The sequence below is a fragment of the Spirulina sp. LEGE 11439 genome, assembly GCF_059821285.1.
This window is the reverse complement of record NZ_JCAMRX010000015.1, coordinates 65,757-91,862: the sequence shown is the minus strand read 5'-3', so window position 1 is coordinate 91,862 and position 26,106 is coordinate 65,757. Positions and strand designations below refer to the sequence as shown.

The 26,106-nt window shown below is 41.4% G+C and carries 20 protein-coding genes; 8 read left to right on the top strand and 12 right to left on the bottom strand.

Annotated elements, in window-relative coordinates; all coding sequences use genetic code 11:
- Nucleotides 1-16: 16 nt before the first annotated feature.
- The 7 genes from AC6RV6_RS12735 to AC6RV6_RS12705 all read right to left on the bottom strand — a co-directional run bounded on the left by AC6RV6_RS12735 (nucleotide 17) and on the right by AC6RV6_RS12705 (nucleotide 13,786).
- Entirely contained in the window at nucleotides 17-1,273 is a 1,257-nt protein-coding gene (locus tag AC6RV6_RS12735; RefSeq protein ID WP_500241223.1) for a hybrid sensor histidine kinase/response regulator, read from the bottom strand.
- Between the two features lie 35 nt (nucleotides 1,274-1,308).
- A complete protein-coding gene (locus tag AC6RV6_RS12730) occupies nucleotides 1,309-3,093 on the bottom strand; it encodes a putative bifunctional diguanylate cyclase/phosphodiesterase (protein ID WP_500241222.1) in 1,785 nt (594 codons plus the stop codon).
- Between the two features lie 37 nt (nucleotides 3,094-3,130).
- A complete protein-coding gene (locus AC6RV6_RS12725; protein WP_500241221.1) occupies nucleotides 3,131-7,531 on the bottom strand; it encodes a PAS domain S-box protein in 4,401 nt (1,466 codons plus the stop codon).
- A gap of 22 nt (nucleotides 7,532-7,553) precedes the next feature.
- Nucleotides 7,554-9,542: a response regulator gene (locus AC6RV6_RS12720; RefSeq protein ID WP_500241220.1), complete on the bottom strand. Its 1,989-nt coding sequence runs from the start codon at nucleotides 9,540-9,542 to the stop codon at nucleotides 7,554-7,556.
- A 68-nt stretch (nucleotides 9,543-9,610) separates the two neighbouring features.
- Nucleotides 9,611-11,992: a hybrid sensor histidine kinase/response regulator gene (locus AC6RV6_RS12715; RefSeq protein WP_500241219.1), complete on the bottom strand. Its 2,382-nt coding sequence runs from the start codon at nucleotides 11,990-11,992 to the stop codon at nucleotides 9,611-9,613.
- Between the two features lie 103 nt (nucleotides 11,993-12,095).
- Nucleotides 12,096-13,052, bottom strand: a complete 957-nt coding sequence (locus AC6RV6_RS12710; RefSeq protein WP_500241218.1) for a threo-3-hydroxy-L-aspartate ammonia-lyase — start codon at nucleotides 13,050-13,052, stop codon at nucleotides 12,096-12,098.
- Nucleotides 13,052-13,786: a Uma2 family endonuclease gene (locus AC6RV6_RS12705; protein WP_500241217.1), complete on the bottom strand. Its 735-nt coding sequence runs from the start codon at nucleotides 13,784-13,786 to the stop codon at nucleotides 13,052-13,054. Before AC6RV6_RS12705 ends, AC6RV6_RS12710 begins: the two co-directional genes overlap by 1 nt.
- A gap of 78 nt (nucleotides 13,787-13,864) precedes the next feature.
- Here AC6RV6_RS12705 and AC6RV6_RS12700 point away from each other — a divergent pair, with 78 nt between their 5' ends.
- The 3 genes from AC6RV6_RS12700 (at nucleotide 13,865) to AC6RV6_RS12690 (ending at nucleotide 16,404) form a co-directional block, all read left to right on the top strand.
- A complete protein-coding gene (locus tag AC6RV6_RS12700) occupies nucleotides 13,865-14,773 on the top strand; it encodes an alpha/beta fold hydrolase (RefSeq protein ID WP_500241216.1) in 909 nt (302 codons plus the stop codon).
- A gap of 133 nt (nucleotides 14,774-14,906) precedes the next feature.
- The gene (locus AC6RV6_RS12695; RefSeq protein ID WP_500241215.1) at nucleotides 14,907-15,935 is read left to right on the top strand and encodes a DUF262 domain-containing protein; all 1,029 of its coding nucleotides are present in this window, start codon (nucleotides 14,907-14,909) and stop codon (nucleotides 15,933-15,935) included.
- A 250-nt stretch (nucleotides 15,936-16,185) separates the two neighbouring features.
- Entirely contained in the window at nucleotides 16,186-16,404 is a 219-nt protein-coding gene (locus tag AC6RV6_RS12690; RefSeq protein ID WP_500241214.1) for a HEPN domain-containing protein, read from the top strand.
- Between the two features lie 10 nt (nucleotides 16,405-16,414).
- Here AC6RV6_RS12690 and AC6RV6_RS12685 read toward each other — a convergent pair whose 3' ends face one another.
- The 4 genes from AC6RV6_RS12685 to AC6RV6_RS12670 are packed head-to-tail and all read right to left on the bottom strand — an operon-like array spanning nucleotide 16,415 to nucleotide 18,965.
- Nucleotides 16,415-17,323 (bottom strand): DUF1822 family protein, encoded by a 909-nt coding sequence (locus AC6RV6_RS12685; RefSeq protein ID WP_500241213.1) that lies wholly within the window; start codon nucleotides 17,321-17,323, stop codon nucleotides 16,415-16,417.
- 39 nt (nucleotides 17,324-17,362) lie between these two features.
- Nucleotides 17,363-18,109 (bottom strand): hypothetical protein, encoded by a 747-nt coding sequence (locus tag AC6RV6_RS12680; RefSeq protein ID WP_500241212.1) that lies wholly within the window; start codon nucleotides 18,107-18,109, stop codon nucleotides 17,363-17,365.
- Between the two features lie 25 nt (nucleotides 18,110-18,134).
- A complete protein-coding gene (locus AC6RV6_RS12675; RefSeq protein ID WP_500241211.1) occupies nucleotides 18,135-18,584 on the bottom strand; it encodes a DUF948 domain-containing protein in 450 nt (149 codons plus the stop codon).
- Between the two features lie 30 nt (nucleotides 18,585-18,614).
- A complete protein-coding gene (locus tag AC6RV6_RS12670; RefSeq protein WP_500241210.1) occupies nucleotides 18,615-18,965 on the bottom strand; it encodes a YtxH domain-containing protein in 351 nt (116 codons plus the stop codon).
- 237 nt (nucleotides 18,966-19,202) lie between these two features.
- Between AC6RV6_RS12670 and AC6RV6_RS12665 the strand changes: the two genes are divergently transcribed.
- The 3 genes from AC6RV6_RS12665 to AC6RV6_RS12655 all read left to right on the top strand — a co-directional run bounded on the left by AC6RV6_RS12665 (nucleotide 19,203) and on the right by AC6RV6_RS12655 (nucleotide 22,514).
- The gene (locus tag AC6RV6_RS12665) at nucleotides 19,203-20,240 is read left to right on the top strand and encodes an acyltransferase family protein (RefSeq protein WP_500241209.1); all 1,038 of its coding nucleotides are present in this window, start codon (nucleotides 19,203-19,205) and stop codon (nucleotides 20,238-20,240) included.
- Nucleotides 20,241-20,248: 8 nt separating this feature from the next.
- Nucleotides 20,249-21,124 carry a polysaccharide deacetylase family protein gene (locus AC6RV6_RS12660; RefSeq protein ID WP_500241208.1) on the top strand — a complete coding sequence of 292 codons (876 nt, stop codon included), beginning with the start codon at nucleotides 20,249-20,251 and terminating at the stop codon, nucleotides 21,122-21,124.
- 613 nt (nucleotides 21,125-21,737) lie between these two features.
- Nucleotides 21,738-22,514 (top strand): DUF5131 family protein, encoded by a 777-nt coding sequence (locus tag AC6RV6_RS12655; protein WP_500241207.1) that lies wholly within the window; start codon nucleotides 21,738-21,740, stop codon nucleotides 22,512-22,514.
- Here the strand turns inward: AC6RV6_RS12655 and tcmP are convergent.
- A complete protein-coding gene (gene tcmP, locus AC6RV6_RS12650; RefSeq protein ID WP_500241245.1) occupies nucleotides 22,506-23,510 on the bottom strand; it encodes a three-Cys-motif partner protein TcmP in 1,005 nt (334 codons plus the stop codon). The genes AC6RV6_RS12655 and tcmP overlap by 9 nt on opposite strands.
- 407 nt (nucleotides 23,511-23,917) lie before the next feature.
- Here tcmP and AC6RV6_RS12645 point away from each other — a divergent pair, with 407 nt between their 5' ends.
- Nucleotides 23,918-24,406, top strand: a complete 489-nt coding sequence (locus AC6RV6_RS12645; protein ID WP_500241206.1) for a TolB family protein — start codon at nucleotides 23,918-23,920, stop codon at nucleotides 24,404-24,406.
- A gap of 58 nt (nucleotides 24,407-24,464) precedes the next feature.
- A complete protein-coding gene (murJ, locus tag AC6RV6_RS12640; RefSeq protein ID WP_500241205.1) occupies nucleotides 24,465-26,057 on the top strand; it encodes a murein biosynthesis integral membrane protein MurJ in 1,593 nt (530 codons plus the stop codon).
- The last annotated feature ends 49 nt before the right edge of the window (nucleotides 26,058-26,106 follow it).

Below are 26,106 nucleotides of genomic sequence, written 5' to 3'. Positions count from 1 at the left end.
GCCTTTTTGCTACTCATTACCTGTTTTCTGCTTCCAATGCTGAAGTAATGGGAAGCTCTAAAGTAAATGTCGTCCCTTTTGTGGGGGAAGACTCGCAAAAAATCTGACCGGCGTGTTTCTCGACGACAATTTGATAGCTAATTGCCAATCCCAAACCTACGCCTTTACCAACAGATTTGGTAGTAAAAAATGGGTCAAAAAGACGTGTTTGTAACTCTTCAGCAATCCCTTTGCCATTATCGCGAATGCAAATCTGGACGCGATCGCGATCGACAATAGCCGTTGAAATTTTAATTTGTGGTTTCTCTTCTTCCCATTCATCAAACGCATCGATCGCATTATTTAAAAGATGAAAAAAGACTTGATTTAACTGTCCGGGATAACAGGTAATTTGAGGAATCTCGCTATAATTTTTCTCAATTAAAATTTCCGGACGAGTGTCTTGAGATTGCAAGCGATGTTGTAAAATACCGAGGGTACTATCGAGACCTTCGTGAAGATTAACTCGTTTGATTTCGGCTTCGTCAAGGCGAGCAAAATTTCGCAAATTGAGAATAATTGTCCGAATGCGATTTGCTCCCGTTTGCATTGATGCGATCGAATGTTGCAGATCGGTTTGTAAAAACTCTAAGTCAATTTCATTAATCGTGTCTTGAATCTTGGTTTTGGGGTGAGGATATTCTTGTTGATAAAGCGCGAGTAAATTAAAGAGATCTTGAATATATTCGCGAGCGGGATTGAGATTTCCGTAAATAAAATTAATCGGATTGTTGATTTCGTGAGCAATTCCGGCAACCAGTTGACCTAAACCCGTCATTTTTTCATTTTGTACCAATTGCGTCATGACTTGTTTTAAGCGATCGTTTTGCCTTTGCAGCGTTTTTTGTAGCTTACATATGGTTAATTGATTTTGAATGCGAACGAGGACTTCTGCAAATTGAAAAGGTTTCGTAATATAATCAATTCCGCCGACTTCAAAGGCTTTAACTTTATCTTCAACGTTATCTAAAGCGCTTAAAAAAATGATGGGGATTTCTTTGGTTCTTTCATCAATTTTTAATTTTTGACAGACCTCATAGCCATTCATTTCCGGCATATTAATATCTAATAAGATTAGGTCTGGTTGTACCGCCTTTGCTGCCAGAATTGCCATTTTTCCATTAATAGCAGGACGCACGCGATATCCGCGTTTGGATAACATCGTAGAAAGCAAGCGAATATTGTCGGGGGTATCATCGACAATTAAAATATCAGCTTGGTCGGGGTCGGTCATTTCAATTATAAATTATCAATTATCAACAAGGAACTTTAATGCCATTGGGGAGATGATTTAAGTAACTCTGTAGCTTGAGTTTCGTTCAAGGGATGAGCAAAGAAATAACCTTGTCCAAAGTGACAATCGAGATTTTTGAGTCTTTCAAGTTGTTTGGGCGTTTCAATGCCTTCTGCTACGATATCGAGTCCCATTGTGCGAGCAATATTAATAATAACAGGAACGAGGCCGAGGGAAGAACTGGAGTCGTTCCAACTGCTAATAAATGATTTATCAATTTTGAGAGCATTGATGGGAAAGCGATGGAGGTAATTTAAAGAAGAATATCCCGTTCCGAAGTCATCCAAACAAATTTTGATACTGCGATCGCGTAGTTGTCTTAACACATTCAGCGCGGTTTGATTGTCCATGATGACACTTTCGGTAATTTCTAGTTTGAGGCAACAGGGATCGAGATGAGTCTCTGCGAGGACGAGATCGATCTGTTGAATTAAATTGTTGTTGGCAAATTGCCTGACGGAAAGATTGACATTCATGGATAGGGTTGAATCGACCAAACTGCAATCTTGCCACTGTCGCAGTTGCTGGCAGGCTTGACGGAGTACATAAGCCCCAATGGGTGCGATCGCGCCGGTTTCTTCTGCAATGTCAATAAAACATCCGGGGGCGAGTAAACCGCGAGTGGGATGCTGCCAACGTAAAAGCGCTTCAAATCCCGAGATTTTGCCCGAGGCAAGAGCGATAATGGGTTGATAGTAGACGACGAATTCGTCCCTCGCGATCGCTCGACGGAGATCGGTTTCGACTTGCAAAAAAGACAGGGCTGCCTCGTGGAGAGAGGGATCGAAGATATGATAGCGAGATTTTCCTAACGCTTTCGCGCGATACATGGCGCTATCGGCATCTCGCAGCAAATATTCGGGCTGGGTATATTCAGCATTACCACTGGCAATGCCGATACTGGCACTGAGAAAAATTTCTCGTCCTTGTATTTTAAAGGGCAGGGCAAAGGAATTTAAAATCGTTTTCGCCATGCGAACTGCATCTTCAATGTCTGGGGTTTCTGTAACGAGAATGGCGAATTCATCCCCACCCAGACGCGCTAAAGTATCGCTTGGTTTGAGAAAACCCTCTAAGTGACAAGCGAGAGCGATCAAGAGTTCGTCTCCAACGGGATGACCGAGGGAGTCATTCACGACTTTAAAGCGATCGCAGTCAAGAAATAAGAGTGCAAATTTTGTCCCTGAACCCCGATGCAATTCATTGAGCAGATGCTTGAGTTTCTGCATAAAAAATACTCGGTTGGGCAATTTAGTGAGCGTATCTTGCATTGCCATTTTTTTGAGTCGAGCATTGGCAACTTCCAACTCTTGCGTGCGCTGTTGCACTCGTTTTTCTAACTCGGTATTCAGTTGTAAAATTTTTTGCTTGGCGAGTTTCAGTTCCAGTTGACTTTTAATGCGGATGAGAACTTCTTGCACTTGGAACGGTTTATTAATAAAGTCAACACCACCAACGGAAAAGGCTTTCACTTTATCAACGATATCATCGAGGGCGCTCAAGAAAATCACTGGAATTTGCGTGGTTTTCGGATCGGCTTTTAAGGCCAGACAAACTTCATAGCCGTCGATTTCTGGCATCATAATATCGAGTAAAATCAAATCGGGAGCTAGTCGGCGTACCGCATTCAAGGCAATCGTGCCATTAATAGCCTGACGCACTTTATACCCTTCTTGCGCCAGCATAACGGAAAGCAAGCGGAGATTTTCTGGCGTATCGTCCACAATGAGAATATCGGCGATCGGGGGGCGGGTTTTCATCTCCAAGGTTTAATTAAAATAGGTGATTGTTTATTGTTCATTGTTCTCTATCGGGTTGTGCAAGATCCATGAGAATATCAAAGCGAAACTCTTCAACCAGAGCAATTAAGGCGATCGCTAAATGAGAATGCTCTTCGGGCATTTCGGCGATCATTTCATGAATAAGACGATCGCTGCATTGAAGCGATGCTTCATAAAGTTGTTTTCTCCAATTTTCCGACATCACTTGCAATACAGAAGGTTCAAGAGATAAAGCATCCTCGACGTCGCAAATCTTTTCGGGCAAATCCTCGGCTGCCAATTCTTCTAAAGTATTTTGTGAGGTTGTTTTCCGCTCGTAAAGATATTGTACCCCGATATATTTTTCCATTTTTGCCAGTAATTCTTCTTCTTGAAAAGGCTTGCTCAAAAAATCATCGCATCCGGCTGCCAATGCCTTTTGCCGATCTTCAGCAAAAGCACTGGCTGTCAGAGCTACAATGGGAACTCTAGACTCGGGAAGAGAAAATGAAGAAGGGTTAATGGGAAGAATATCACCTTCTCGAACCTTCGCTCGTGCTTTCTCTTGCTGGCGAATTTGTCTTGTTGCTTCGTAACCGTCCATCACGGGCATTTGGATGTCCATCCAGATAAAATGAGGATGCCACGATTCCCACAGGGCGATCGCTTCGACTCCATTTTCTGCGGTTTGCACCTCAAAGCCTAAAGCGTTCAGCAGATTTAATAACAACAAACGATTATTGTGGCGATCCTCAACGACTAAAATGCGATAACTTTCCTCGGTACAATCGGGAGGGGCGATCGCGCGAACGATCGTTTTTTGACTCGCTTCGGTCTCGATAATACGGTCTTGGGAAATATTAATCGGAATGGTAAAAAAGAATTTTGAACCTTGTCCGACGATGCTTTCTAGATGCAACTCTCCTCCCATCAAGCGCACGAATTGTTGACTGATGGGTAGTCCCAGTCCCGTTCCGTTAGAGGCTTGGCTTCCTTGTTTGGTTTGCCCGAAGGCTTCAAAAATTTTCTCTATTTCTTCTGGAGCAATTCCGCACCCTGTATCTTCAATTTCAAAGTAAAGTTGGCGATCGCCGATTGGTGGTTGGCGATCGGTGATTGATTTGACTCGCAGGGTAATAAAACCCGTATCGGTAAACTTAATCGCATTTCCGAGTAAATTAATGAGGATCTGACGCAGTTTTTGTAAGTCTGTGCGAATGTATTGCGGGAGGTCACGATCGCGATCGCCAATTAACTCAATTTTTCTGCTACTGGCTTTTAATCTAAACATATCTTCTAAGCTATCCAACAGGCGATAGAGATTGAAGGTATCTTCGTTAAATGTTGCCCGTCCCGCCTCAATTTTGGACATTTCCAGCACGTCATTAATTAGGGCGAGTAAATGTTCGCCACTGCGATTGATAATATTCAGATTCTCTTGTTGTTCGCGATCGAGATTGTCATCTCGTACCATCAATTGCGTAAATCCCAAAATGGCATTGAGGGGGGTTCGCAATTCGTGACTCATACTCGCTAAAAACTCACTTTTCGCGCGGTTGGCGGCATCGGCAGCTTCTTTGGCAATTTTCAAGGCGGCGGATTGTTGTTGTGTTTGAGCGAGCAATTCGGCTTGTTGTAAGGCAATCCCCATTTGTGTGCCAATGTGAATGGCCATATTAATTTCTTCTTCTTGCCAATGACGGGGAGCCGAATTCTGATAGGAAGCCAGAAGTCCCCACAATTTGGGTTGCGAGTCTTCATTCTCTTTTCCCTGTACGCTCGTAAAAATCGGCACGGTGAGATAGGTGCGAGCCTGACAGTTTTCGAGCATTTCTACATAACACGGTGTAAATCCTGCTTTATAAATATCTTCAACGCAGAGATAACGCGAGCCTCGACTGTAAGCTCCTCCTTGAGTATTTTGCAAATAAGTATCTTCGAGAATAAGGGTTTTGTTTAATGTTTGCAGGGAACAGTGTTCGGGAGCAGCTGTATCGAGGGTCATGGTCAATCGCTCTCCTTCTGTATGGAGTAAAGGAGTCCATTCTGCGCCAACATCCTCGGCGACGACTTCTCCACCCCAATCGGGATTAAAGCGGTAGATAATGACGCGATCGCAATTCAAAACCCGACGCAATTCCCGCGTTGTGATGCTAAAAATCGTTTCCATCTCGAGGGTACGGCGCATTCGTTCGATGATGGTGGCGATCGCGACTTCTCGTTTGACACTCTTCCTTAAAGCCTCTTCAACTTGCTTGCGCTCGGTAATATCCGTAGCCGTTCCCGTTATGCCGATAACTCGCCCCAGTTCGTCCCGCACGGCGATCGCATTAACTTGCAGGTAAATCCAGCGATCGTCTTTAGCGCGATACTTTTGTTCGTGCTGCATGAGCGGTTTTCCTTGCAACACGCGCAAAAACTTAAAGGCATTGGCTTGGCGTTCTGAGGTGGGGATAAAATCCCAAAAAGAACGATTGATAACTTCTTCGGGTTCGTAGCCGCAGATCCGCGTCATAGCAGGGTTGATGAAGGTATAGCACCCTTCGCGATCCATTGACCAGATAATATCTCGAGAGGTTTCGACTAAATCTCGATATTTTTTTTCGCTTTTACGCAGGGCAATTTCTGCCCGTCGGCGATCGCTGATATCGTTAAAAATGCCGAGAACATGGGTTATTTCTCCCGATTCGTCAGTAATAGGTGCTTTTGTGGTTTGCAACCACATCTTAACGCCGCGCTCGGGATTGTTGACTTCTTGTTCTGGATAAACAATCGCTTGTTTGGTTTGCAACATTTGTCTATCTTCTTCTTGCCAAGCGCGAGCCAGTTCTTCGGGAAAGACTTCCCAATTGTGGCGACCTAATAATTCTTCTCGCGAGATTCCTAAAGCACGTTCGCTAAATTGATTCCAGATCGCATAGCGCATTTCGTCGTTCGCATTTTTCACAAATACCCCTACGGGAAGATAGTCGATAATGGCGTTGAGAAAGCGTTTTTGTTGGGCGACTTCTTCTTCTAATTGCTTGCGATCGCTGATATCGTTTGTGACCAACGTGACGCAGGTTTGGCCTTGTAAATCAATTAATTCGGCGGAAAGTAAAAGGGTTTTGATCCGTCCGGATTTGGTGCGAAATTTGACTTCGAGGTTGCGAAGAATGCCATTGTGGGAATTGAGTTGGCGCTGAAAGCGATCGCGTTGTTGAGCATGAACCCAAATCTCTAAATCTTCGGCCTTCGAGCCGATAATGTCTTGGCGATCGTATTCTAATAACTCGAAAAAACTTTCATTGGCATCAAGATAGCGTCCCTCGGGAAAGGTTTTCAAAGCAATGGCATGAGGACTGGAGCGAAAAGCTTTCGCGAATTTTTCTTCCGAAATGCGGAGTTTTTCTTCAGCTTGTTTTTGCTGTACGATCGTCCCGAGTTGGGCGGCGATGGTGACAACGAGTTCAAACCAACGACGATCGCGCTCTCCTAAGGGGCTAAAAAAGGCTAACACCGCTAGCACTTTTTTTGGGGATTTCCGTCCTCGCTTCAAGGGTTGGTCTGAGGGGCGATCGCGATGGTCTACAGGATTAACATCTAAAGGATTAACAAGGAGAACCGGAACGGCTAAAACCGTATGAAAGTCGCTCTCTCGGGCGAGGCGAGCGCGGGTAAATACTTCTGGGGAAAGGTTGGTCATATCGTGCAGCCATTCGGGTTGACATCGTTCCCAGACTCTGCCGATTAATCCTTGTGCTTTTTGTAAGGTTATTTCTTGACTGTTTTGTTGAAAATTAGCGATCGCTGCGAGTCGATCTGACGGATTGTTTCTCGACCAAGTGCGAGCGCAGCGCAGAGAATTCTCGTCTCCCTCGAGCCAAGCTTCAGCATAAGCTGCATCGATGGTTTGACCCAAACGACGCAAGGCTTCTTCTAAAGCTGTTTCAAAATTCGGACAACTCGCAAAAGAACGACTTAATTCAAGGAGGAGTTGCGTTTCTTTTTGGGCGATCGTGCGCTCGTGAATTTCGGTTTTAAGTTGAGTATTTTGCGCCTCGATCTGCTGTTGTAATGCCCGAATCGTCAATTGATGATTAATACGAGCCAAGACTTCATTAGCTTGAAACGGCTTGGTGATATAATCTACACCGCCGACTTCAAAGGCTCTCACTTTTTCATCGGCGCGATCGATGACGCTAATAAAAATAATGGGAATTTCTTGAGTTCGCCGATCTTTCTTGAGTCGTTCGCAAACTTCATAGCCGTTGATTTCGGGCATGAGAATATCGAGTAAAATCAAATCGGGTGGCGAAGCGAAAGCTGCATTTAAGGCTAACTCCCCAGAAATAGCCCGACGAACGCGATACCCTTGTTTCTGTAATAATCGCGCTAAAAATTTTAGATTGCTGGGTTGATCGTCAACAATGAGAATTGTAATTTTTTCGTTAATCATAATTGGTTTATATTAATATTAATTAATTTTTAAGGTTCTTGATAACTTTTTGGGCTATACGAACCATAATATCAAATCGAGAATCGTCATATAAATCTTGTAATTCTTCAGCTAAAGCCGGAGCGCGATCGCGAATTTCCTCAATTAATTGTAGTGTCGATTCTTCATTAATTTCATTGGCATAGCGATAAAGATTTTTAACCCAAGTTCGCGGGATTTTTTTAAGCTCTGAGAGAAAAAAACGATCCGATCGCTCTGAGATACCTGCAGTCCGATAAAAAGTTTCACGGGTAGAGCGATCGTCAAAACGGTAAGACAGGCTCAGATATGTTGCGATTTTGTCCAGTAAAGTCGCTTCTTGAAACGGTTTATGAATAAAATCATTACATCCAGCTTCTAACATTGTTCCTCGCTGTTCTTCAAAAATACTTGCGGTTAAAGCGATAATAATAGTTGGGTTGGGTTTGAGGGATTGGGTTGGGGAGTTCATTTCTAAATCCGAATCCCGAATCCTTAACGACAGTTTCTCTCGTTTCCGAATTTCCCGAGTTGCTTCATAGCCATTGACAATAGGCATGCGCGTATCCATAAGAATTAAATGAGGATACCATGTTTCCCAAATGGCGATCGCCTCTCTCCCATTCATCGCTTCTCGTACATTAAAGCCGATGGGTTGCAGTAATTTCTTTAAAAGCAGACAGTTTTCTCGCGTATCGTCAACCACTAAAATCCGATAAGCGATATTGGGGTCTTTCAGTCCAATAACACGCTGAGTGGGAGTTTTATCTACAGGTAAGGTCTCGGTAATCGTAGGCGTAATATAAAACTCAAAGATACTGCCTCGACCCAAATTGCTCCGAACAGAAATTTTTCCGCCCATTAATGTAATAAATTGACGAGTAATGGTTAACCCCAAACCCGTCCCTTCTACTGCTTTTCGTCCAGCTTCAGCTTGTACGAATGCCTCAAATAAGCGATCGATTTCTTCTGAGGCAATCCCGCATCCCGTATCTTCAATTGCAAAATAGATTTTCTGACTTGCCCCGAGAGAAGTCAAAGAGTGAGTTATTTGAGGCTGGTTATTTGTGGTTGCTTGTTCTTCATGATTCATTAAAAAGACTCGTAGCGTTACCGAACCTGAATTGGTAAATTTAATCGCATTATTTAAAAGATTAATCAAACAACCACGGAGTTTCTTTTCGTCGGTTTTAATATAATGAGGAACATCGGCTGCGATCGCAAAACGGAGTCGGATTCCTTTACGTTCTGCTGCCAGTAAAAACATCGCTTCTAAATTATCGAGTAATTGGTATAGATCGAAAGCATTCTCTTGAAAAATAATTGCCCCAGATTCAATTTTTGATAGATCTAAAATATCATTAATTAAACTCAGCAAATGTTCTCCACTGCGATTAATAATGTTTAAGTTTTCTTGTTGTTCTTTTTCAATTGTTATATCTCGACTCATCAGTTGAGTAAATCCCAAAATAACATTGAGAGGCGTGCGGAGTTCGTGACTCATATTGGTTAAAAATTCGCTTTTTGCCTGTAAGGCGCGATCGGCAGCCAGTTCTGCCTTTTTGCGTTCTTCTATTTCTTGTTGTAGTTTTTGATTGTGTTGTTGTCGTTCTTGTTGCAATCGTCGGATGGTTAACTGATTTTTAACTCTGGCTAAAACTTCAGGGACTTGAAAAGGTTTGGTAATATAATCGCTACCGCCGACTTGAAACGCACGAACTTTGTCTAAAGCAGCATCTAAGGCACTAATAAAAATAACGGGAATTTCTGAAGTTACGGGATTGGATTTTAATTTTTCGCAAACTTCATAACCATCCATGTCTGGCATTTTGATATCGAGTAAAATCAGATCGATCGCGCCAGACTTTGCCACTCTCAAAGACATAAACCCATTCACCACCCCACGTACCTTATAACCTTCTCGGGATAAGGTGGCAGATAACACTTGAAGATTTTCGGGTGTATCGTCAACAATGAGAATATTACCTTTCATTAATTTTGTTATTCGTTGCTTGTTGTACAAAACCAAATAACCCAGCAGCGATCGTCAACAACTAATCATTAAAATTCAATTGCGTCGAGGAGTTCGATAATTCGATCGCAGCGAAATTGCTTGGCCAATTCAGCCAAACTTTCACCGATCGCGCTATGAGGATCGGGAAGTTCGGCAATGAGACGCAAAATTTGTTCGTCATCGGCCACCTCCGCTGCCCGGTACAATTGGTGCAACCATTTTGGAGACAAAGAAACTAATTTATCTGAAGTTAGAGAAAAATTGCTTTGTTTCTGGGTAGATTTGGGGTGTGAGAGAGTTGGCGTTTTTTCATAAAGATAACGCACTCCCAAGTGAGTTGCCATTTTTTGTAGGAGTTCTTCCGTTTGGAAGGGCTTACAAATAAAATCATCGCATCCAGCAGCGAGGGTGACGGTGCGATCGCGATCGAAAACGCTTGCAGTCAAGGCAATAATGGCAGTTGCTTGGCCTTCAATGTGAGATTTAATTTGCTGAGTTGCTTCATAACCATTCATGACGGGCATTCGCATATCCATTAAAATAAGATGGGGTTTCCATGCTTGCCATTGCGCGATCGCATCTACGCCATTGACAGCCTCGCGCAGGTCAAACCCCAAAGGCGAAAGAATATTCCCGAGCAGCTGACGGCTTTCTCTGCGATCGTCGGCAATGAGAATGCGATAAACGGTTTCCTCATCAGCTAATCCAATGATACGTTGATTGGGGCGATCGTTTTGGATGGAAGCAGCATCTAAAATCCCGATATCAATATTGAAGAAAAAAGTACTGCCTTCTCCCAAGGTACTTCGCACGCCGATCTTTCCTCCCATCAGTTGTACGAATTGGCGGCTGAGAGGCAATCCCAATCCTGTCCCTTCCTGAGATTGTCGGCCGGTTTCGGTTTGCACGAAAGGTTCAAAGAGAAGTTCGAGTTCTTCAGTCGCAATTCCTGCCCCCGTATCTTGAACTTCAAAGTAAAGTTGGTTATGGGTTGATAACTGTTCGCTGTTTACTGATAGTTGTACAAATCCCAATTCGGTAAATTTGAGAGCATTGCTGAGTAAATTAATGAGAACTTGACGCAATTTCCGTTGGTCGGCTCGCACGTATTGAGGTACATCTTCGGCAATCTCGAAAAGCAACCGTAAATCTTTCGAGGTTGCTTTGAATTGCAGCATGGCTTCGAGGGAATCGAGTAAAACATATAAATCAAAATCGGTTTCATCGAGAGTGACCCGTCCGGCCTCAATTTTGGCCATTTCGAGAATATCGTTAATCAAGGTGAGTAAATGCTCGCCACTGCGCTTGACAATTTGTAATTGTTCGCGGCGATCGCTCGATATGGTGTTGTCATTCACCAATAATTGAGCAAATCCGAGAATGGCATTGAGAGGAGTTCGCAATTCGTGGCTCATATTGGCAAGAAAAGCGCTTTTGGCGGTGTTGGCCTGTTCAGCAGCTTCTTTTGCCTCTTGGAGGGCGGCCTCGGCTTGTTTGCGTTGGGTAATGTCTCGGGCGACCCAAATGGCCGATCGCTCTGGTAATGGGGAGATACTGGCAGAAAACCAGAGTTCGCGATCGCCAATGGGCAAACTGTAATCAAGATTGAGAGTTTCTTGTTCTCTCACGACTTGCTGTACTCGCTCGAGCCAAGCTTGAATATTGTCGTGGCGCAAAAAGCGCTCTACAGTGAGATCGAGGGGGTTTTTATGAGTAATTCCGTTATAGTGAGTATTCGTCGGGGCAATATCAATATTGCCTACTTCGTCTACAATCAGAACGATATCGGTCATTGCCTCGAAAATTGCGCGAATTTTTTGTTCGGATGCCCGTAATTTTTCAGTGAGGGCATTACGTTCGCTGATTTGTTCTTGCAGTTTTTGATTAGTTGCCGTCAATTCGAGGGTTCGTTCGATCGCACTACGTTCTAGGGTTACGTTTAAGTTCTGCAAAAGGTGATTTTGTTCGGCGAGTTGTTTTTGTTGTTCGTAATATTCAAGAGTTTCGCGAATGATGTCTCGCAACTCTTGGGGATTCCAAGGTTTAGCGAGATAGCGATAGATATTGGCTTTGTTAACGAGATTGCCGATGATTTTGGCCTCTGTTTCTCCGGTTAACAAAATTTTCAAGATTTGAGGGGCGATCTCGTGCAGTTTCACAAGCAATTCTTCTTTTTGCTTTCCGAACAGAATGCGATCGCAAATAATAAAGGGAATTTCTTCACCTTTTACTTGTAACTCCCGTAAAATTTCTAGGGCTTGTTCTCCACTTTCTGCCACTTCAATCGTATAACGTTCCTTAAAGGGGAGTCTCGCGAGGCGTTCCTTGGAAGAGGGACAATCATCTTGTAATCCTGCCTGCAATTGTTCTTGCAAAGCAATCAAAATTTCGCTCTTTTCATTTATGCAGATAATGGTTTGTTTGCTCATTCGTCTTTACTTAATAATGATTCTCTTTTTACGCCAACACGAAAACAATACTTATTAATAACAATGAACTCAGCAATCGATTGCTCTAAATCCGGATTACATGTTAAGTTAAGTTGAGAAAAGTTACTAATTTTTTGAGTTCGATATTACCACCGCTAATTGTTACGCCAATTCGTTTTCCCGGAGCGTGCAGGCTTTGATTGAATAAGGCTGCTGCCGCTAATGCTCCCGTGGGTTCGACGACAATTTTTAAACGTTCCCAGAGGAAAAACATCGTTTGTAAGAGGTCGCGATCGCTAACCGTTACCATATCATCAACATACTCTAAAATAAGGGGAAAGGTTAGAGAGCCGAGGGAGGGAGTTCGCGCCCCATCGGCAATAGTGTCGGGGTTTTCTATTCTTTGCAAAATTTTGCTGTAAAACGATCGCTTTGCGTCGTCTCCTGCTTCTGGTTCTACACCGATAACGCGACAATTGGGTAAGAGCGTTTTTGTCGCGATCGCACAACCGGAAAGTAGCCCTCCACCTCCACAACAAACTAATAATAAATCTAGCTCTCCCACCGCTTCAATAAGTTCTTTGGCTGTCGTTCCCTGTCCAGCAATAATATGAGGATGATTGTACGGCGGAATAAGGGTTGCACCGCGTTCTTGGCAGAGTTCTCGAGCAACTGTTTCCCGAACGGCTTCGGCGCGATCGTAGAGGATAATCTCGGCTCCATAGCTTCTTGTTGCTGCTATTTTCACCTCTGGGGCATCTCTCGGCATCACAATTGTGGTAGGAATATCGAGAAGTTTGCCGGATAAAGCCACCGCTTGGGCGTGATTTCCAGAAGAATAAGTGACAACTCCTTTTTGTTTGTCATCTGAAGACAGTTGAGATAGGGCATTATAAGCACCGCGAAATTTAAACGCACCGATGCGCTGAAAGTTTTCGCACTTGAAAAAAACTTGACTGTGGGTTTTGTCGTTAAATTGCCGAGAGGTCATGATGGGAGTGCGATGGGCAACTCCAGCAAGGCGATCGGCGGCGGCTTGGATGTCTGCGTAGGTCACCATTACTCTAGATTGGGTTCGATGTTAGCTGCTCGCAGTTGGGCGAGAAGGCGATCGGCGCGTTCTCGCTCTTGTTCGGCGCGTTCTCGTTCCTGTTGAACTAATTCCGATCCCCACGGTAACAGGGTGTCATTTTCATCCCACCAGCGTAACCAATCTCCAGTTCGATTGCGTCGCGTTCCCTGCCAGAGTCCCAGAAATAGAGAAATTTCGGGAATCCAATAGAGATTTTCTGCATTAGGGGTTTCTTCACGATAGCGTCCCGAGGAATCGAGGCGATACACTTCCAAAATGCCCTCGGCGAGATTAAAAATCGCATAAGTCGGAACGCGCAAAACCTGTTCGTAGAAGAACCATTTGCCGGGGGGATAGGTCGGTTTGGTGGAATATTCTGTTCCTTCGGTTTCTGAGAGAAATTCCATCACGATCGCGGGAACTTCGCCTTGTAGTTGGGGGGTATAACTGCGATCGATTTCTACTCTCGGCACGCGGATTGAGGGAACGTAGAACCAATCGGGGGCTTTTACGACCATTTTGCTATTAACGGTGGCACAGATGCCGTAATTCGTGCCAGTCAGGACATTTTCTGAGATTCTTCCTGCCAATTCGAGGCTTTCGCTTAGGGCTTCGGCTAGGAGGGGTTGGTTGATGTTATCCACGGGGTCATCGGGGAGAATGTAGTCTTCGGGTAATTTTTCCCACTCGATCTCGAGAGGAACGGTTGTTATTGCTATCATGCCGAGGATTGAGGAAAGATTCAATGCTTTTCTGTTATTCTACAAGATCGAACGGGGAAAAAATCGGGAGCGATCGCCATGACAACAGCAGAAACTATGCAAAACAATACAATTCCGAAAGTCTGGCAATGGAAAGGGTTCGATATTTGCTATCAAAGTTGCGGTACAGAAGGGGCTGCAGTCGTTCTCATTCACGGTTTTGGGGCATCTTGGGGACACTGGCGCAACAATCTCCCCGTTTTGGGTCAAACTATGCGTTGTTATGCGATCGATTTAATTGGTTTTGGCGGTTCGGCAAAACCCCAACCCGAGAGAGAAATTGATTATACGTTTGATACTTGGGCGCAACAAATCGCCGATTTTTGTCGAGAAGTTATCGGGTCTCCCGCTTTTTTAGTGGGAAATTCGATTGGCTGTATTGTTGCCATGCAAACAGCAGTTTCTCATTCCGATTGGGTTTTAGGGGTGGCTGCCATTAATTTTTCCTTGCGTTTGCTGCACGATCGCAAGCGTCAAGAATTACCTTGGTATCAACAACTCTCTGCACCGATAATGCAGCAATTACTCAAACAAAAATGGTTTGGACATTTCTTTTTTCAACAGTTAGCCAAACCCAATATTGTTAAAAATATTCTTTTGCAGGCATATCATCGCAAGGAAGCCGTGACCGATGAATTAATCGATATTTTAATGAAGCCTGCTGCCGATCCGGGGGCTGCGGATGTTTTTATTGCCTTTACTAACTATTCTCGCGGACCCTTGCCCGAGGATTTGATTCCGATTTTACCTTGTCCCGCGATCGTTTTATGGGGAACGGAAGACCCGTGGGAACCGATTGAGTTAGGGCAAAAATTCGCCGAGTTTCCAACTATTCAACAGTTTATTTCTTTGGAAGGATTGGGGCATTGTCCTCAAGATGAAGCCCCGGAAATTGTCAATCCAATTTTACGGGAGTGGATCGAGCAATATGCGAGCGATCGCCGCTAGGTAAGTCCTCAGACTCAAAAAATATTTTTTTGTTTATCAAGGAGTACAATGGGAGAAGTATAGCTTGTAGACAACTCTAAAAGTTTATTGCTCTTGGATGCTTTGGCTGGATAAGCACGTCAACATCACAAATATGACAGACCATAAAATCACAGAAAATAAAGAAGGCCGACTCGAAGTAGAATACTATGGAGCAGATTTCCCTGTGGATGTACTTGTCCAAAGGATGAATTCTGAGGACTTTGTAATCCCAAATTTTCAGAGAGGATATGTTTGGAAAGAAACAGAGGCTTGTCGATTTATAGAATCTTTACTTCTTGGATTGCCAACACCTTCTCTTTTCTTGGCAAAAGACAAATTTTCTAATCAATATTTAGTTATTGATGGTCAACAAAGGCTCAAAACATTGCAGGCATTTTATAAGGGGATTTTTCCTACTAATGGCAAACCTTTTAAATTAAAGGATGTTGTAACTGAACTCCAAGGCTTAAACTATTCTACTCTATCGATTTCACAACGACGTGCGTTAGATAATTCGATTGTACACTGTATAATAATTTCTGAGAACTACGATCTACGAGGAATCTATCACTTATTTGAAAGGCTTAATACAACGAATATAAAACTCGAGCCTCAAGAGATCCGAAATGCGATATATCGTGGAAAATTTAGTAAACTTCTTCAAGAGTTATCAGACCGTAAAGAATGGCAAAACTTATGTCAGAAAGCTGGTCAGTCAGTTACTTTGCAAGAGCTTATTTTAAGATTCTTCGCGCTGCATTATAATCTAGATAAATATAATGGAAAAATGGTCAACTTCTTGAATGACTTCATGCTCGAAAATAAAGATGGTGAAACTATTTCATTGGATGAGATGAAAAGTCTATTTCTTGAGGTAATCGATTTCATTATTGAGTGTACTGGAGAGACAACATTCCTGAGAGATAAAAATTTCAATATACCCCTTTTTGAGAGTATTATGCTTGTGGTTGCTCAAGAGGTTTTAAGTCAATCAGATGGTTTGCATTTTAAAAAATTCTGGGAATCTTTAATCAGTAATGAGGATTTTCAATCACTCTCTCGGGCTTCTACTACTACTACAAAGAATCTCAAAGAGAGACTTGAATTAGCAAAAAATATTTATAAAAACACTAGCAAATGAAGCGTGATATACATACTCATAAACAAAAGCTAGATAACTTATTTCAGAGAGTTTCTCGATTTTCAGATCCACAAGATCAAAGTGAATGGTCTAGATATCTTTGCATCTTAGTTTCAGGTTTTATAGAAGCCTCTTTGAGGGTACTGTTAGAAGACTACGCAAGCAATACATCTTCCCCTAAAATACAAAAATTTTTGGCAGGACACATAAAAAAATAACTAATTGTAAGACGAGTAAAATAAATACAATATTGGAGAGCTTCGATCGTCAATGGGCAACGAATTTCAACGATCGAATTGCAGCCCAAAGTTCTATAGTTGATGAAATTAAAAATTCAATAGATACGGTAATCGCAAATCGCCATAAAATAGCTCATGGTAAAAGTGTTGGCATAACTTACACACAGATTCAAAAACACTATAACAATGTCAAAAAAGCAATCACAATTTTGGAATCTATTATTTGCTAGAACTTATCCTTTAGATTTTAAAAATTTCTGTAAAATTTCTATCATTTGATATGACTTGAATATTAAATTCTTCGCCAAAATTACCGCGAAATTCGTACTGAATCAACCGATCGCGATCGCGAGCAATAATTTCCCGAAATAATTCTCCTTCTCCCGTAAAAACCTGTAATTTAAGTTGTGAGGGTAAATCGCGATCGCGATCGCTAGGACATAACTGCACAGTAATAGTTAATTTATTCTCTATTTCCGATCGCAACGAAATAGAAAGCATAATCGGCATCTCAAAATCGAGAATTTTGGCACGTTGAATTATATCTTGTCGAAAAGCTAAAGCAGGGATTTGAGGCCAAGCAAAATTGCCGATCGCATCCCATCCTTCTGTAAAAATCCCCTGCAACCATTCTCTCAAATAAACAAGAGAGGTATCTTTAAAGGTACTTTCTAAAGCTTCTAAAAAGACATCTAAACTTTGCAGATTGTTCGGGTTAATTTCTGCGGGTAGTTCTGAGTCAGTCGGAAAAAAGCCCAATAACTTAACTTCATCAAGGGTGTTTCCCAATTCTAAACCCATAACTCCTAAGCGATCGCGGCGCACTTCCGTAGGGATCGTAATGTTCTCAGTTGGCGATCGCAGCCAACGACATTCGATTTTTTCACCATTGGGTAACAGTAAATCCGCCACATCAAACATTGCCCTCAAACCCGCATTCCAGCAATCTCCTCGGGTCACATCCGTTTCAATTTGTAGCCAGTTTAAATAACGATATACTGCCAATACAGAAAGTGTATTCAAATAGACTTGCAAGCCTTTTTCCGGTGTTGCTTGCTCGGCTGCAAATTGCTTAGCAAGATCGCGATCGCTTGGCAATAAAGGAATTTTTAATAGTTGTTGATTATTGGTTATTGGTTGTTGACTCATTGTTTCTCTGATAACTATTTACTGATAACTGTTCACTATTCACTGTTTATAGCCAAGTTCAATCGCAAGAGAACGCAACAAGGGTAATGCTTTATTGTGCCAATGCCAGTTTAAAGTGTGATATTTGACCTCAAACTCTTGTGCAATTTGTACTAAGCGATCGGGAGGTTGTTTGAGTAACAAGCGTTGAGCTAATATTTGGCAATGACAGCGAGGATGGGCTTTGGGATGACAGCCTTGCAGCTTTTTCTCGGGATCGCGATCGATATAGTCTTGTAACTTCACTCCAATTCTGACATTTTTTTGCTGTTGTTGCTCTCGTTCGATTTCTGCTTGTAATTCCCAAAAGTTGGCCAGAGGAGAAGAAAGGCGATCGCTAAAAGTTTCTTTTGCTTCTAATGTTACTGGAGTATCTAACGAGAGGGGAGTTTTGCGGCTTTGCTCGCGAAATTCCTCTTTGATGGTTGTAGGCGTTTTGCGCGATCGCGATCGCCCCGAGAGATGCAAATCTCGTACTGCATACTTAAGCCGCAATTTAAGCTCGATCCATGTCACTAAACTTGCCGTTAAAGAAGACTGTTGAGGTGCAAACTCGTGAATTTCCTCCGCTAATCGCAGGAGAATATCGTTTAAAACTGTGGGATAATCAGGATGAGTCGAGCGGGTCAAACCGGGAAGATTTTGAATTTCCAGCAAAAGCCGATTCATTGCCTTGCGCCAAATCAAACTATTTTTAGGAGATTGACATACCGTATCAATCAGGTGTTTGAGGTGCTCTTCCTGCATCTTTTCTCAGTTCACCGTTTGCTGTTCACTGGTCACTGTTCTCTTGGCGATCGCGCGGCTCTAAAGCAGGTTTGGGAGAAGGTAGCAAGCGATCGCTCGGTACTCTAGCATTAGAACCATTCAGGGTTTGCCAAGCGGCCTGCACTCCTGCGATCGCGCTTTTTGTCCCGACTCCCACTTTTTTTGCGTTTTGTCGTACCGAAGTCAAGCTCTCATCAACCTGTTTAACTACCCCTGTGGCGCTGTTGACCCCATCATTAATATCATCAGTCAATTCACTAATTTCCAAACCTGTCAAGCGAATGGCATCTAAAGTCGGAGGAAACTCTCGCCGTAAGGTATCAAATAACTTTTCTGCACTTCGCGCGGCTCTGGCAATTTCTCGAAATGCGGGGAGTGCGGCGATTAAAACTGCGGTTAAACTGACAGCGACCAATAAAAGGGAGAGGCCGAGCCAAAATAAAGGATCGAGCATTGATGTCAATTATCCCTTCGCCATTAAGGTTTACAGGGGGTTATTAGAATTCGCAGAAGAAGACTCTATCGTAACATTACGCGGCTGGGTTAATTCTTGGCTTTTCATCTGGCTGGCTTCCATCCCTGCTGCGATCGCTTCTTGCAAGCGAATGAGGGTTTCCTCCCAGCTTTGCACGGCTGACTCTGACAGGCGATCGGTTTGTAATTGAATTGTCGCCGATAAATCTTCAGCTAATTCCGGTAGAGCATCGGCAGATTTTTTCAGGATTTGTCGCGTTTCTCGACCAGAGCGCGGCGCAATTAAAACACCGATGACCGTGCCGATCGCGCTACCGATCAGCACGCCGCCGATAAACGAGCCTGTATTGTTGTTGGACATGGGTTAAAGGGGTAAAAAACAAGCTGCACAAATAAGGTAAGCTATTGCGATCGCGCGATCTCTCAACTTACTACCTCAAACCTACCATTGAATTTGCAGAAAATTCCAATTAATACTAAGGTTAGCGATCGTAAAGCCAGTCGCATTAACACGGGTCAGAAATAATCATGAGGGCATCTTGACAAGTCTGCATTGTCAATTTTTGAATCAAAAAAATAGTTTTATTGAGGAGTTTTGATGGTAAAAAAACATATCCGAAAGCTCGATAGCTTGCGCGGGTTTGCCGCTCTGTATGTTGTAATTTATCATTGGATAGAAGACTTTGATTTTCTGCCAGAGACATTCAAAACAGTATTTTTCTCTTTTGGGCAAGAGGCTGTAATGGTCTTTTTTCTCTTGAGTGGTTTTGTTGTTTATTTATCTTGTCACAAACAAAATGTATTAAGTTTAAGGTATTATTTTGTTCGGCGATTTAGACGAATATATTTTCCAGTTTTTATCGCTTTTTTGATTTCAATATTGATTTTTTTGTTTAACCATAAATTAAAAAATAATTTTTCATGGTTTGAGTTTTTAGGTAATTTAGTAATGTTACAAGATATCGCTTTTTTAAAACCCGGAACATGGTTCGATCCTTTTCTAGGAAATCTCCCATTATGGAGTTTAAGTTATGAGTGGTGGTTTTATATGTTGTTCTTTTTGATATATAATACTATATTTAAAAATGCAAAAAGAATCTATTTAGTTCTGGGATTGTCTATATTTTCTTACTGTTTTTATTTAATTGTTCCCAATCAAATCTCCTTGATTCTTTCTTATTTTATAATTTGGTGGTCTGGAGTGGAAATTGCTGATATTTTTATTCGTTATAATCGCTTGCCTTTAGCAAAAATAAAACCAATCTTTTTCTGTCTTTTTTTCATGTGTATTCTAACAGCAACTCCTGTGTTTTCGGCAGGAAAGATCGAACTTGGATTTTACCCTTTTTTGATATTCCGTCACTTTTTGATCGCATTTCTTATCTTAGTAATTGCGTTAATTTGGTACAATTATAAAATGATATTTTTCGACAGAATATTTGGTATATTTACAATAATCGCTCCTATTTCTTATGCTTTATATATCTTTCACTATCCGATTTTAATGCAATGGAAACTCGATACTTATCTTGACAATTTTTGGCTTATTTCTCTGATTAAAATCACTCTTCTTTTGAGTTTATCTTACCTTGTTGAGATCAAGTTACAACCTATTATTAATTATTATCTCAAATAAAGGATAACATGAAAACATTAAAATTACTGAATCGAACACAAAAATATTGCGGTTTTTCCTTTACCATACTTTTAGCGATCGCAATTGTTTTTTGTACGATTGAGACAAGATCTTTCAAAATCCCTATTTTTGGCTTTCATAGTATCGTCGATCGCACCGATCCCGATCGCTTACCTTCTCGGGCAGCTTATCTCGATTATTCACTGCAAGATTTAGAAGAAGTTCTTGAATATTTAATCCAAGAGAAATACTGGTTTTTATCCTCTCAAGATCTTTATGATTATTTTTTAGTTAAAGCGAAAACAATTCCAGAAAAATATATTGGTCAGCGTCCGGTGATGCTGACTTTTGATGATGGTTATGAAAATATCAATGCGTTTGTTTTGCCACTTTTAGAAAAACTGGAAGAAAAGTACAATCTCAAAATCCCGATTGTTTTATTTTTAAATCCAGCTTTTATGGAACGAAAAAAATCTAAGAGTAATGTAGAATATCTCAACTGCGATCGCATCAAAGATGGATTTAGCAAAGGCTTTTATGATGTCCAATCTGCCGGAGTTAATCATGTGAATTTAACAAAAATTCCCATTTCAGAGTTAGAATTTGAGCTTCAAGAGTCTCAAAGTAAACTACAAAAATGTATTGCAGAAACGACGACCAACACAGTCGCTTTACATTTTGCCTATCCTTATAATCGCGTCAATAGTCGAGTTACCGTTTATACTGCTCAATACTACCGATCGGGATATTTATATAACGATAAAATACATAGAATCAATCGGTTTCACAATGATTACCGAATCTCTCGTGTGGGAATTTCTCGTCGCGATCCACCACAAAAACTGATCGATCGCGCCCGTCAAGCCTCAAAAATTCGTCTCTAATAAAAACACCAAGAGTTCGTTTTCCCCTTCGTAAACCCCTCGGGACTAGATCGGTCAACTCAAGCGGTCTCACCACTATACGTCTCCTACACTTCTGGTGAAGTCAAACCGGGCGAGACGTATAGTGGTGAATGACCGTACAGTAACGACCGGGCTAGTGATGCTTGGTCTGGCTTAGCGCAAGGACAGCGATCCACTGCCCAGATTGCAAGGTTAGAACAAAGCTCTCGATGTTAGTTCAATTATATTGGATTTGTTGAGCGATCGCAACCCCAACGCTAGAATATTTTTGTCTCTCTGAATGTTGGGGTGCAATTTCTGATGGGAATGCGATCGCGCCAATTTCAGTAGCCCTTGTAATTTGATAGCTCCCTACGCTACAACCTTTTCAACTGCTCGATCGCCCGATCCTATCATGTGCAGAGAATTGCGATCGCGTTGTCAATTTTTACAGAACTTTTGTATTGAATTGGTATTCAATTTGAGTTAAGATAGAATTCTTAAGGATTTTCTAGCATTTGTAAATATCTTTGTAGGAGAATGGATAAAAATGCTCTAAACTCATCAAAGAATTAATAGTAAAACGACTACCAGCAAGGTAAAAAATAAAACGATGGTTAGTACGCATACAGGAATTGAATGGACAGACAGAACTTGGAATCCAACAACAGGCTGTAATAAGGTTAGTCCGGGTTGTCTTCATTGTTATGCAGAAGCAATTACACAACGTTTTACCCATAATTTCCCTAAAGGTTTTGAACTACAATTTCATGAAGAACGCTTGCAAGAACCCAAACGCTGGCGCAAACCCAGTCGAATTTTTGTCAATTCGATGAGCGATCTTTTTCATGAAGAAGTTCCTCTATCTTTCCTGAAACAAGTTTTTGATGTAATGCGAGAAACGCCTTGGCATATTTATCAAATTTTAACGAAACGACACGAACGCATTGTTCAATTAGCTAATGAACTAGAATGGTATGAAAATATTTGGTTAGGAGTTTCAGTTGAAAATCAAGATTATGTGAAGCGCGTTGATTGTTTGCGAGAAGTTCCAGCAAAAGTTAGATTTTTATCTTGCGAACCTCTTTTGGGTGATTTAGACCTTGATTTGACGGGGATTCATTGGGTTATTGTGGGTGGGGAATCTGGCAATAAACACCGTTTAATGAAGGCAGAATGGGCAAGCAATATACGCGAACAATGTCAAGCTAGTAATGTTGCTTTTTTCTTTAAACAATGGGGAGGAAGAACGCCTAAATCTGGAGGAAGGACATTAGACCAACAAATATGGGATGAAATGCCGGCAGCATGGGAACAACATCAAAAGAAGTGGAAACAGAGTATAGCTAGTAAGCGAAACAAAAAAATACTTACTCCAACATTATTCTAAAAATTTAATTTCACTATTCCATGTATAAGGCTGTTTCTTACCGGGTTTTCTTAAATCCAAGATTCCATTTTTCCATAGCTTGATTAATATATCCCGATAATGCGATCTTTTGAGAAATCCAAGCTCTGGAATTTCTAATATTATTCTTGTAACAGCTTTATCTAAAGATATCCATTGGTTACTTTTATTGATAGTTTTTAACAATTCAATCGATTTAGATTCTATCTTGGCAATTCTCCTTGCATTTTCATTGTCCCATGCTTTTTGTAGAGGTCGTGCAAATTGTTTTGCTTTATCTTCTTGAAAAAATAGTAATCTTTCTTCATCCCACACAAATTCATTTAAAAAAGTTCCAAATGCTCTCTCAGGATGGTTGCTACAAACAATAATACTATATTGAGGTCTGCTATCATTATATATTTCCTTGATTTCAAAACTTGTAACTCCTCTAAATTGAGTTTGTTTTCGTATTCGTTTTTTAAAATATTCAAGCGCCCATTTTTCAAATTCTTGTGGTTGATTTTTGAGTTCATTCCATTTTCTTTTCCATAATTCTTCCGAATCTAAACCCAGTAATGCAGTTAAGTGTTGATTATATGTAATTGCTGCTTTTTGCATTCGATTTTCTGATGAAGTTGTTGTAGATTGACCTGCATTGCGTGCTATCTGTCGGTTATGAAATAAAAAAAACAATTCCCCTTTACTAGAGCTAATATAATTACCGATTTCACAAATATGTTCAAATGTTAATCCTTTTACTGCAAAAGTATCTAAGAAAAATAATGTAGGATAATTATCTTGTCGTAAATCTGCTAGAATTTCAGGAAGTGCATCTGAAAATGGCTTTGGTTCATAAATTTTGTAAGTTAAATCTTCTGAAAATATTTGGCAATTTTGTTGAAGTTGTTGATTATTTTTTTTAGATTGCTCTACAAAAAAACAGCGCAAATTGACCCGTTTTTCTTCACTAAAAACTTTTGCACATTTTAATGCAATTAATGGAGAACCATCTGTATCTTCAATATTATGTTTATATTTTTGTTATAACAGTGTGCTTGTATATATCTTAGTAAAATTCTGTGTTTGGCAGCAGACCAAATGCGCTTGCGATTAAAAAATTTTCCTACTTTATCTGAATCATCTGGAAACAAAGATAATTGTTTTGGCATCACAATTTACCTCTCTTGGTTCTAGTGAATGTAAAACTGAACTAAAATCTATTATATACTATCCTTCTTTGTGGTTTAAGTATAAAAAATATTAAGAATATTCACACAGTAGCAATTGTTTCGCTTTTAACTTCAAGGTAAAAGATCGGACATATTCTTGAGAGAAAATAATATTTTTGATCTAGTTATCAATGACTACTTTGATTTTGTCTAGACACTTACTACAAAGAAATCATGAAAAAAGAACGAATTATTCAGCTTATTTTTCTTGCTTTTCTCTTGAACAGTTGCGGAGGTTTATTTATTCGTCCGCAAATTCCTACGGGTGGACTCAATAGTAATTCTCCCGAAGAAAACCCTGCTTACAGTGGCGACGGACGTTATTTAGCCTTTACCTCCGATCGCAACGGACGGCGCAATATTTACCTTTACGATCGCCAACAAAGTACCCTCATTCCTCTTCCCAACCTCAACCGCCGCAACGCCGTCCAAGATCAGCCCTCCCTCAGTGCCGACGGTCGCTATCTGGCCTATATTTCCACAGAACGGGGCAGAAGCGATGTTTACGTCTACGATCGCCAAACCTCGCGATCGCAGCTATTAACGGCGAATGTACGCGGATCTTCTCGCAACCCCACCATTAGCGGTGATGGGAGTTCCGTCGCCTTCCAAACCAGTCAACTTGGACAATGGAACATCGCGATCGTGGAAATCAATAATTAATTGGTAATTGTTCGGCGATCGCTGATAATTGTTCATTGATAATTGCTCATCGTTCATTGTGAAAAAATCGCGTTCTCTAGCTGGCATTGCGGGTATTGTTGCCCTTGCGACCTTAATTAGTAAAATTTTCGGACTCTTTCGCGAACAGGCGATCGCGGCAGCTTTTGGGGTCGGTCCCGTGGTGAATGCTTACGCTTACGCCTATGTTATACCGGGTTTTCTCCTCATTCTCCTCGGAGGCATTAACGGACCCTTTCATAGTGCCTTAGTCAGCGTTCTTTCCAAACGAGAAAAATCTCAAGCTGCCCCTATTGTCGAAACCGTTAGTACTCTTGTTAGTCTGTTATTAATTGGTGTCGCGATCGTATTAATTGTTTTCGCCAATGTTTTTATCGATCTTCTCGCTCCGGGGTTGAATGAAACCACTCGCGATCTCGCCATTCTCCAATTGCAAATTATGGCACCATTAGCCATTTTAGCCGGATTAATTGGCATTGGGTTTGGAACTTTAAATGCTGCCGATCAATATTGGTTGCCCGGTATTAGCCCTCTTTTTTCCAGCGTTGCGGTAATTTCAGGAATTGGCTTGTTAGTTTGGCGGATCGGCGAGCAAATTAGCGCCCCAGAATACGTTCAAATCGGAGGGATTGTGCTTGCCGGGGGAACATTGGTTGGAGGAGTTTTGCAATGGTTGGCGCAACTTTTTGCTCAAATGCGATCGGGAATGGGAACATTTCGCTTGCGCTTTAATTGGCAAAATTCCGGGGTCAGAGATGTGATAAAGGTAATGGCTCCGGCAACATTTTCTTCGGGAATGCTGCATATTAATGTGTATACTGACCTTTTCTTTGCCTCTAGTATTGAAGGAGCAGCCGCAGCAATGCGCTATGGGAACTTTATCGTTCTCACGCCTTTGGGAATTATTTCTAATATGATTCTCGTTCCTTTTTTGCCAGTATTTTCTCGCCTTTCTGCTCCGGAAAATTGGCCGGAATTGAAAACTCGTATTCGTCAAGGATTGATTTTATCAGCCTTAACAATGTTACCTTTAACTGCGATTTTTCTGTCTGTTTCAGGAACAATTGTTGATGTCATTTATAAGCGTCTTGCTTTTGATGAAGATGCGTCGAGGTTAGTTGCTCCTGTGCTTATGGCTTATGGCTTTGGGATGTTTTTCTATTTAGCCAGAGATGTTCTCGTTCGAGTTTTTTATGCTCTCGGAGATGGAGAAACTCCGTTTCGGATTAGCATTATCAATATTTTTGTCAATGTCGTTCTCGATTACTTCCTCGTTAATGCTTTTAAAACTCCCGGATTGGTTATGGCAACAATTGGTGTTAATATTATTTCAATGGCTATCTTTTTGGGGATTTTAAATCATCGTTTGCATGGCTTACCTTTATGGGAATGGAGTGGGATTTTACTGGGATTAATCGGATGTAGTCTAGTATCTGGATTTGCGAGCCTAGGAACGAGTTATCTTTGGAATCAATGGCTCGGATCGGGAAATTTTTTCTTGCTTTTAGGTCAACTGGGATTATGCACATTGATTGCTTTAGTCGTATTTTTCTTGTTGGCAATGCTGCTAAAATTAACTGAATTAGAGATGCTGAGTTCTCGCGTGCGTCAAAAATTATTCCGCCAAAAATAGCGATCGAGTATAACAATAAGCCAATAAAGATAATATTTACTTTATGGGT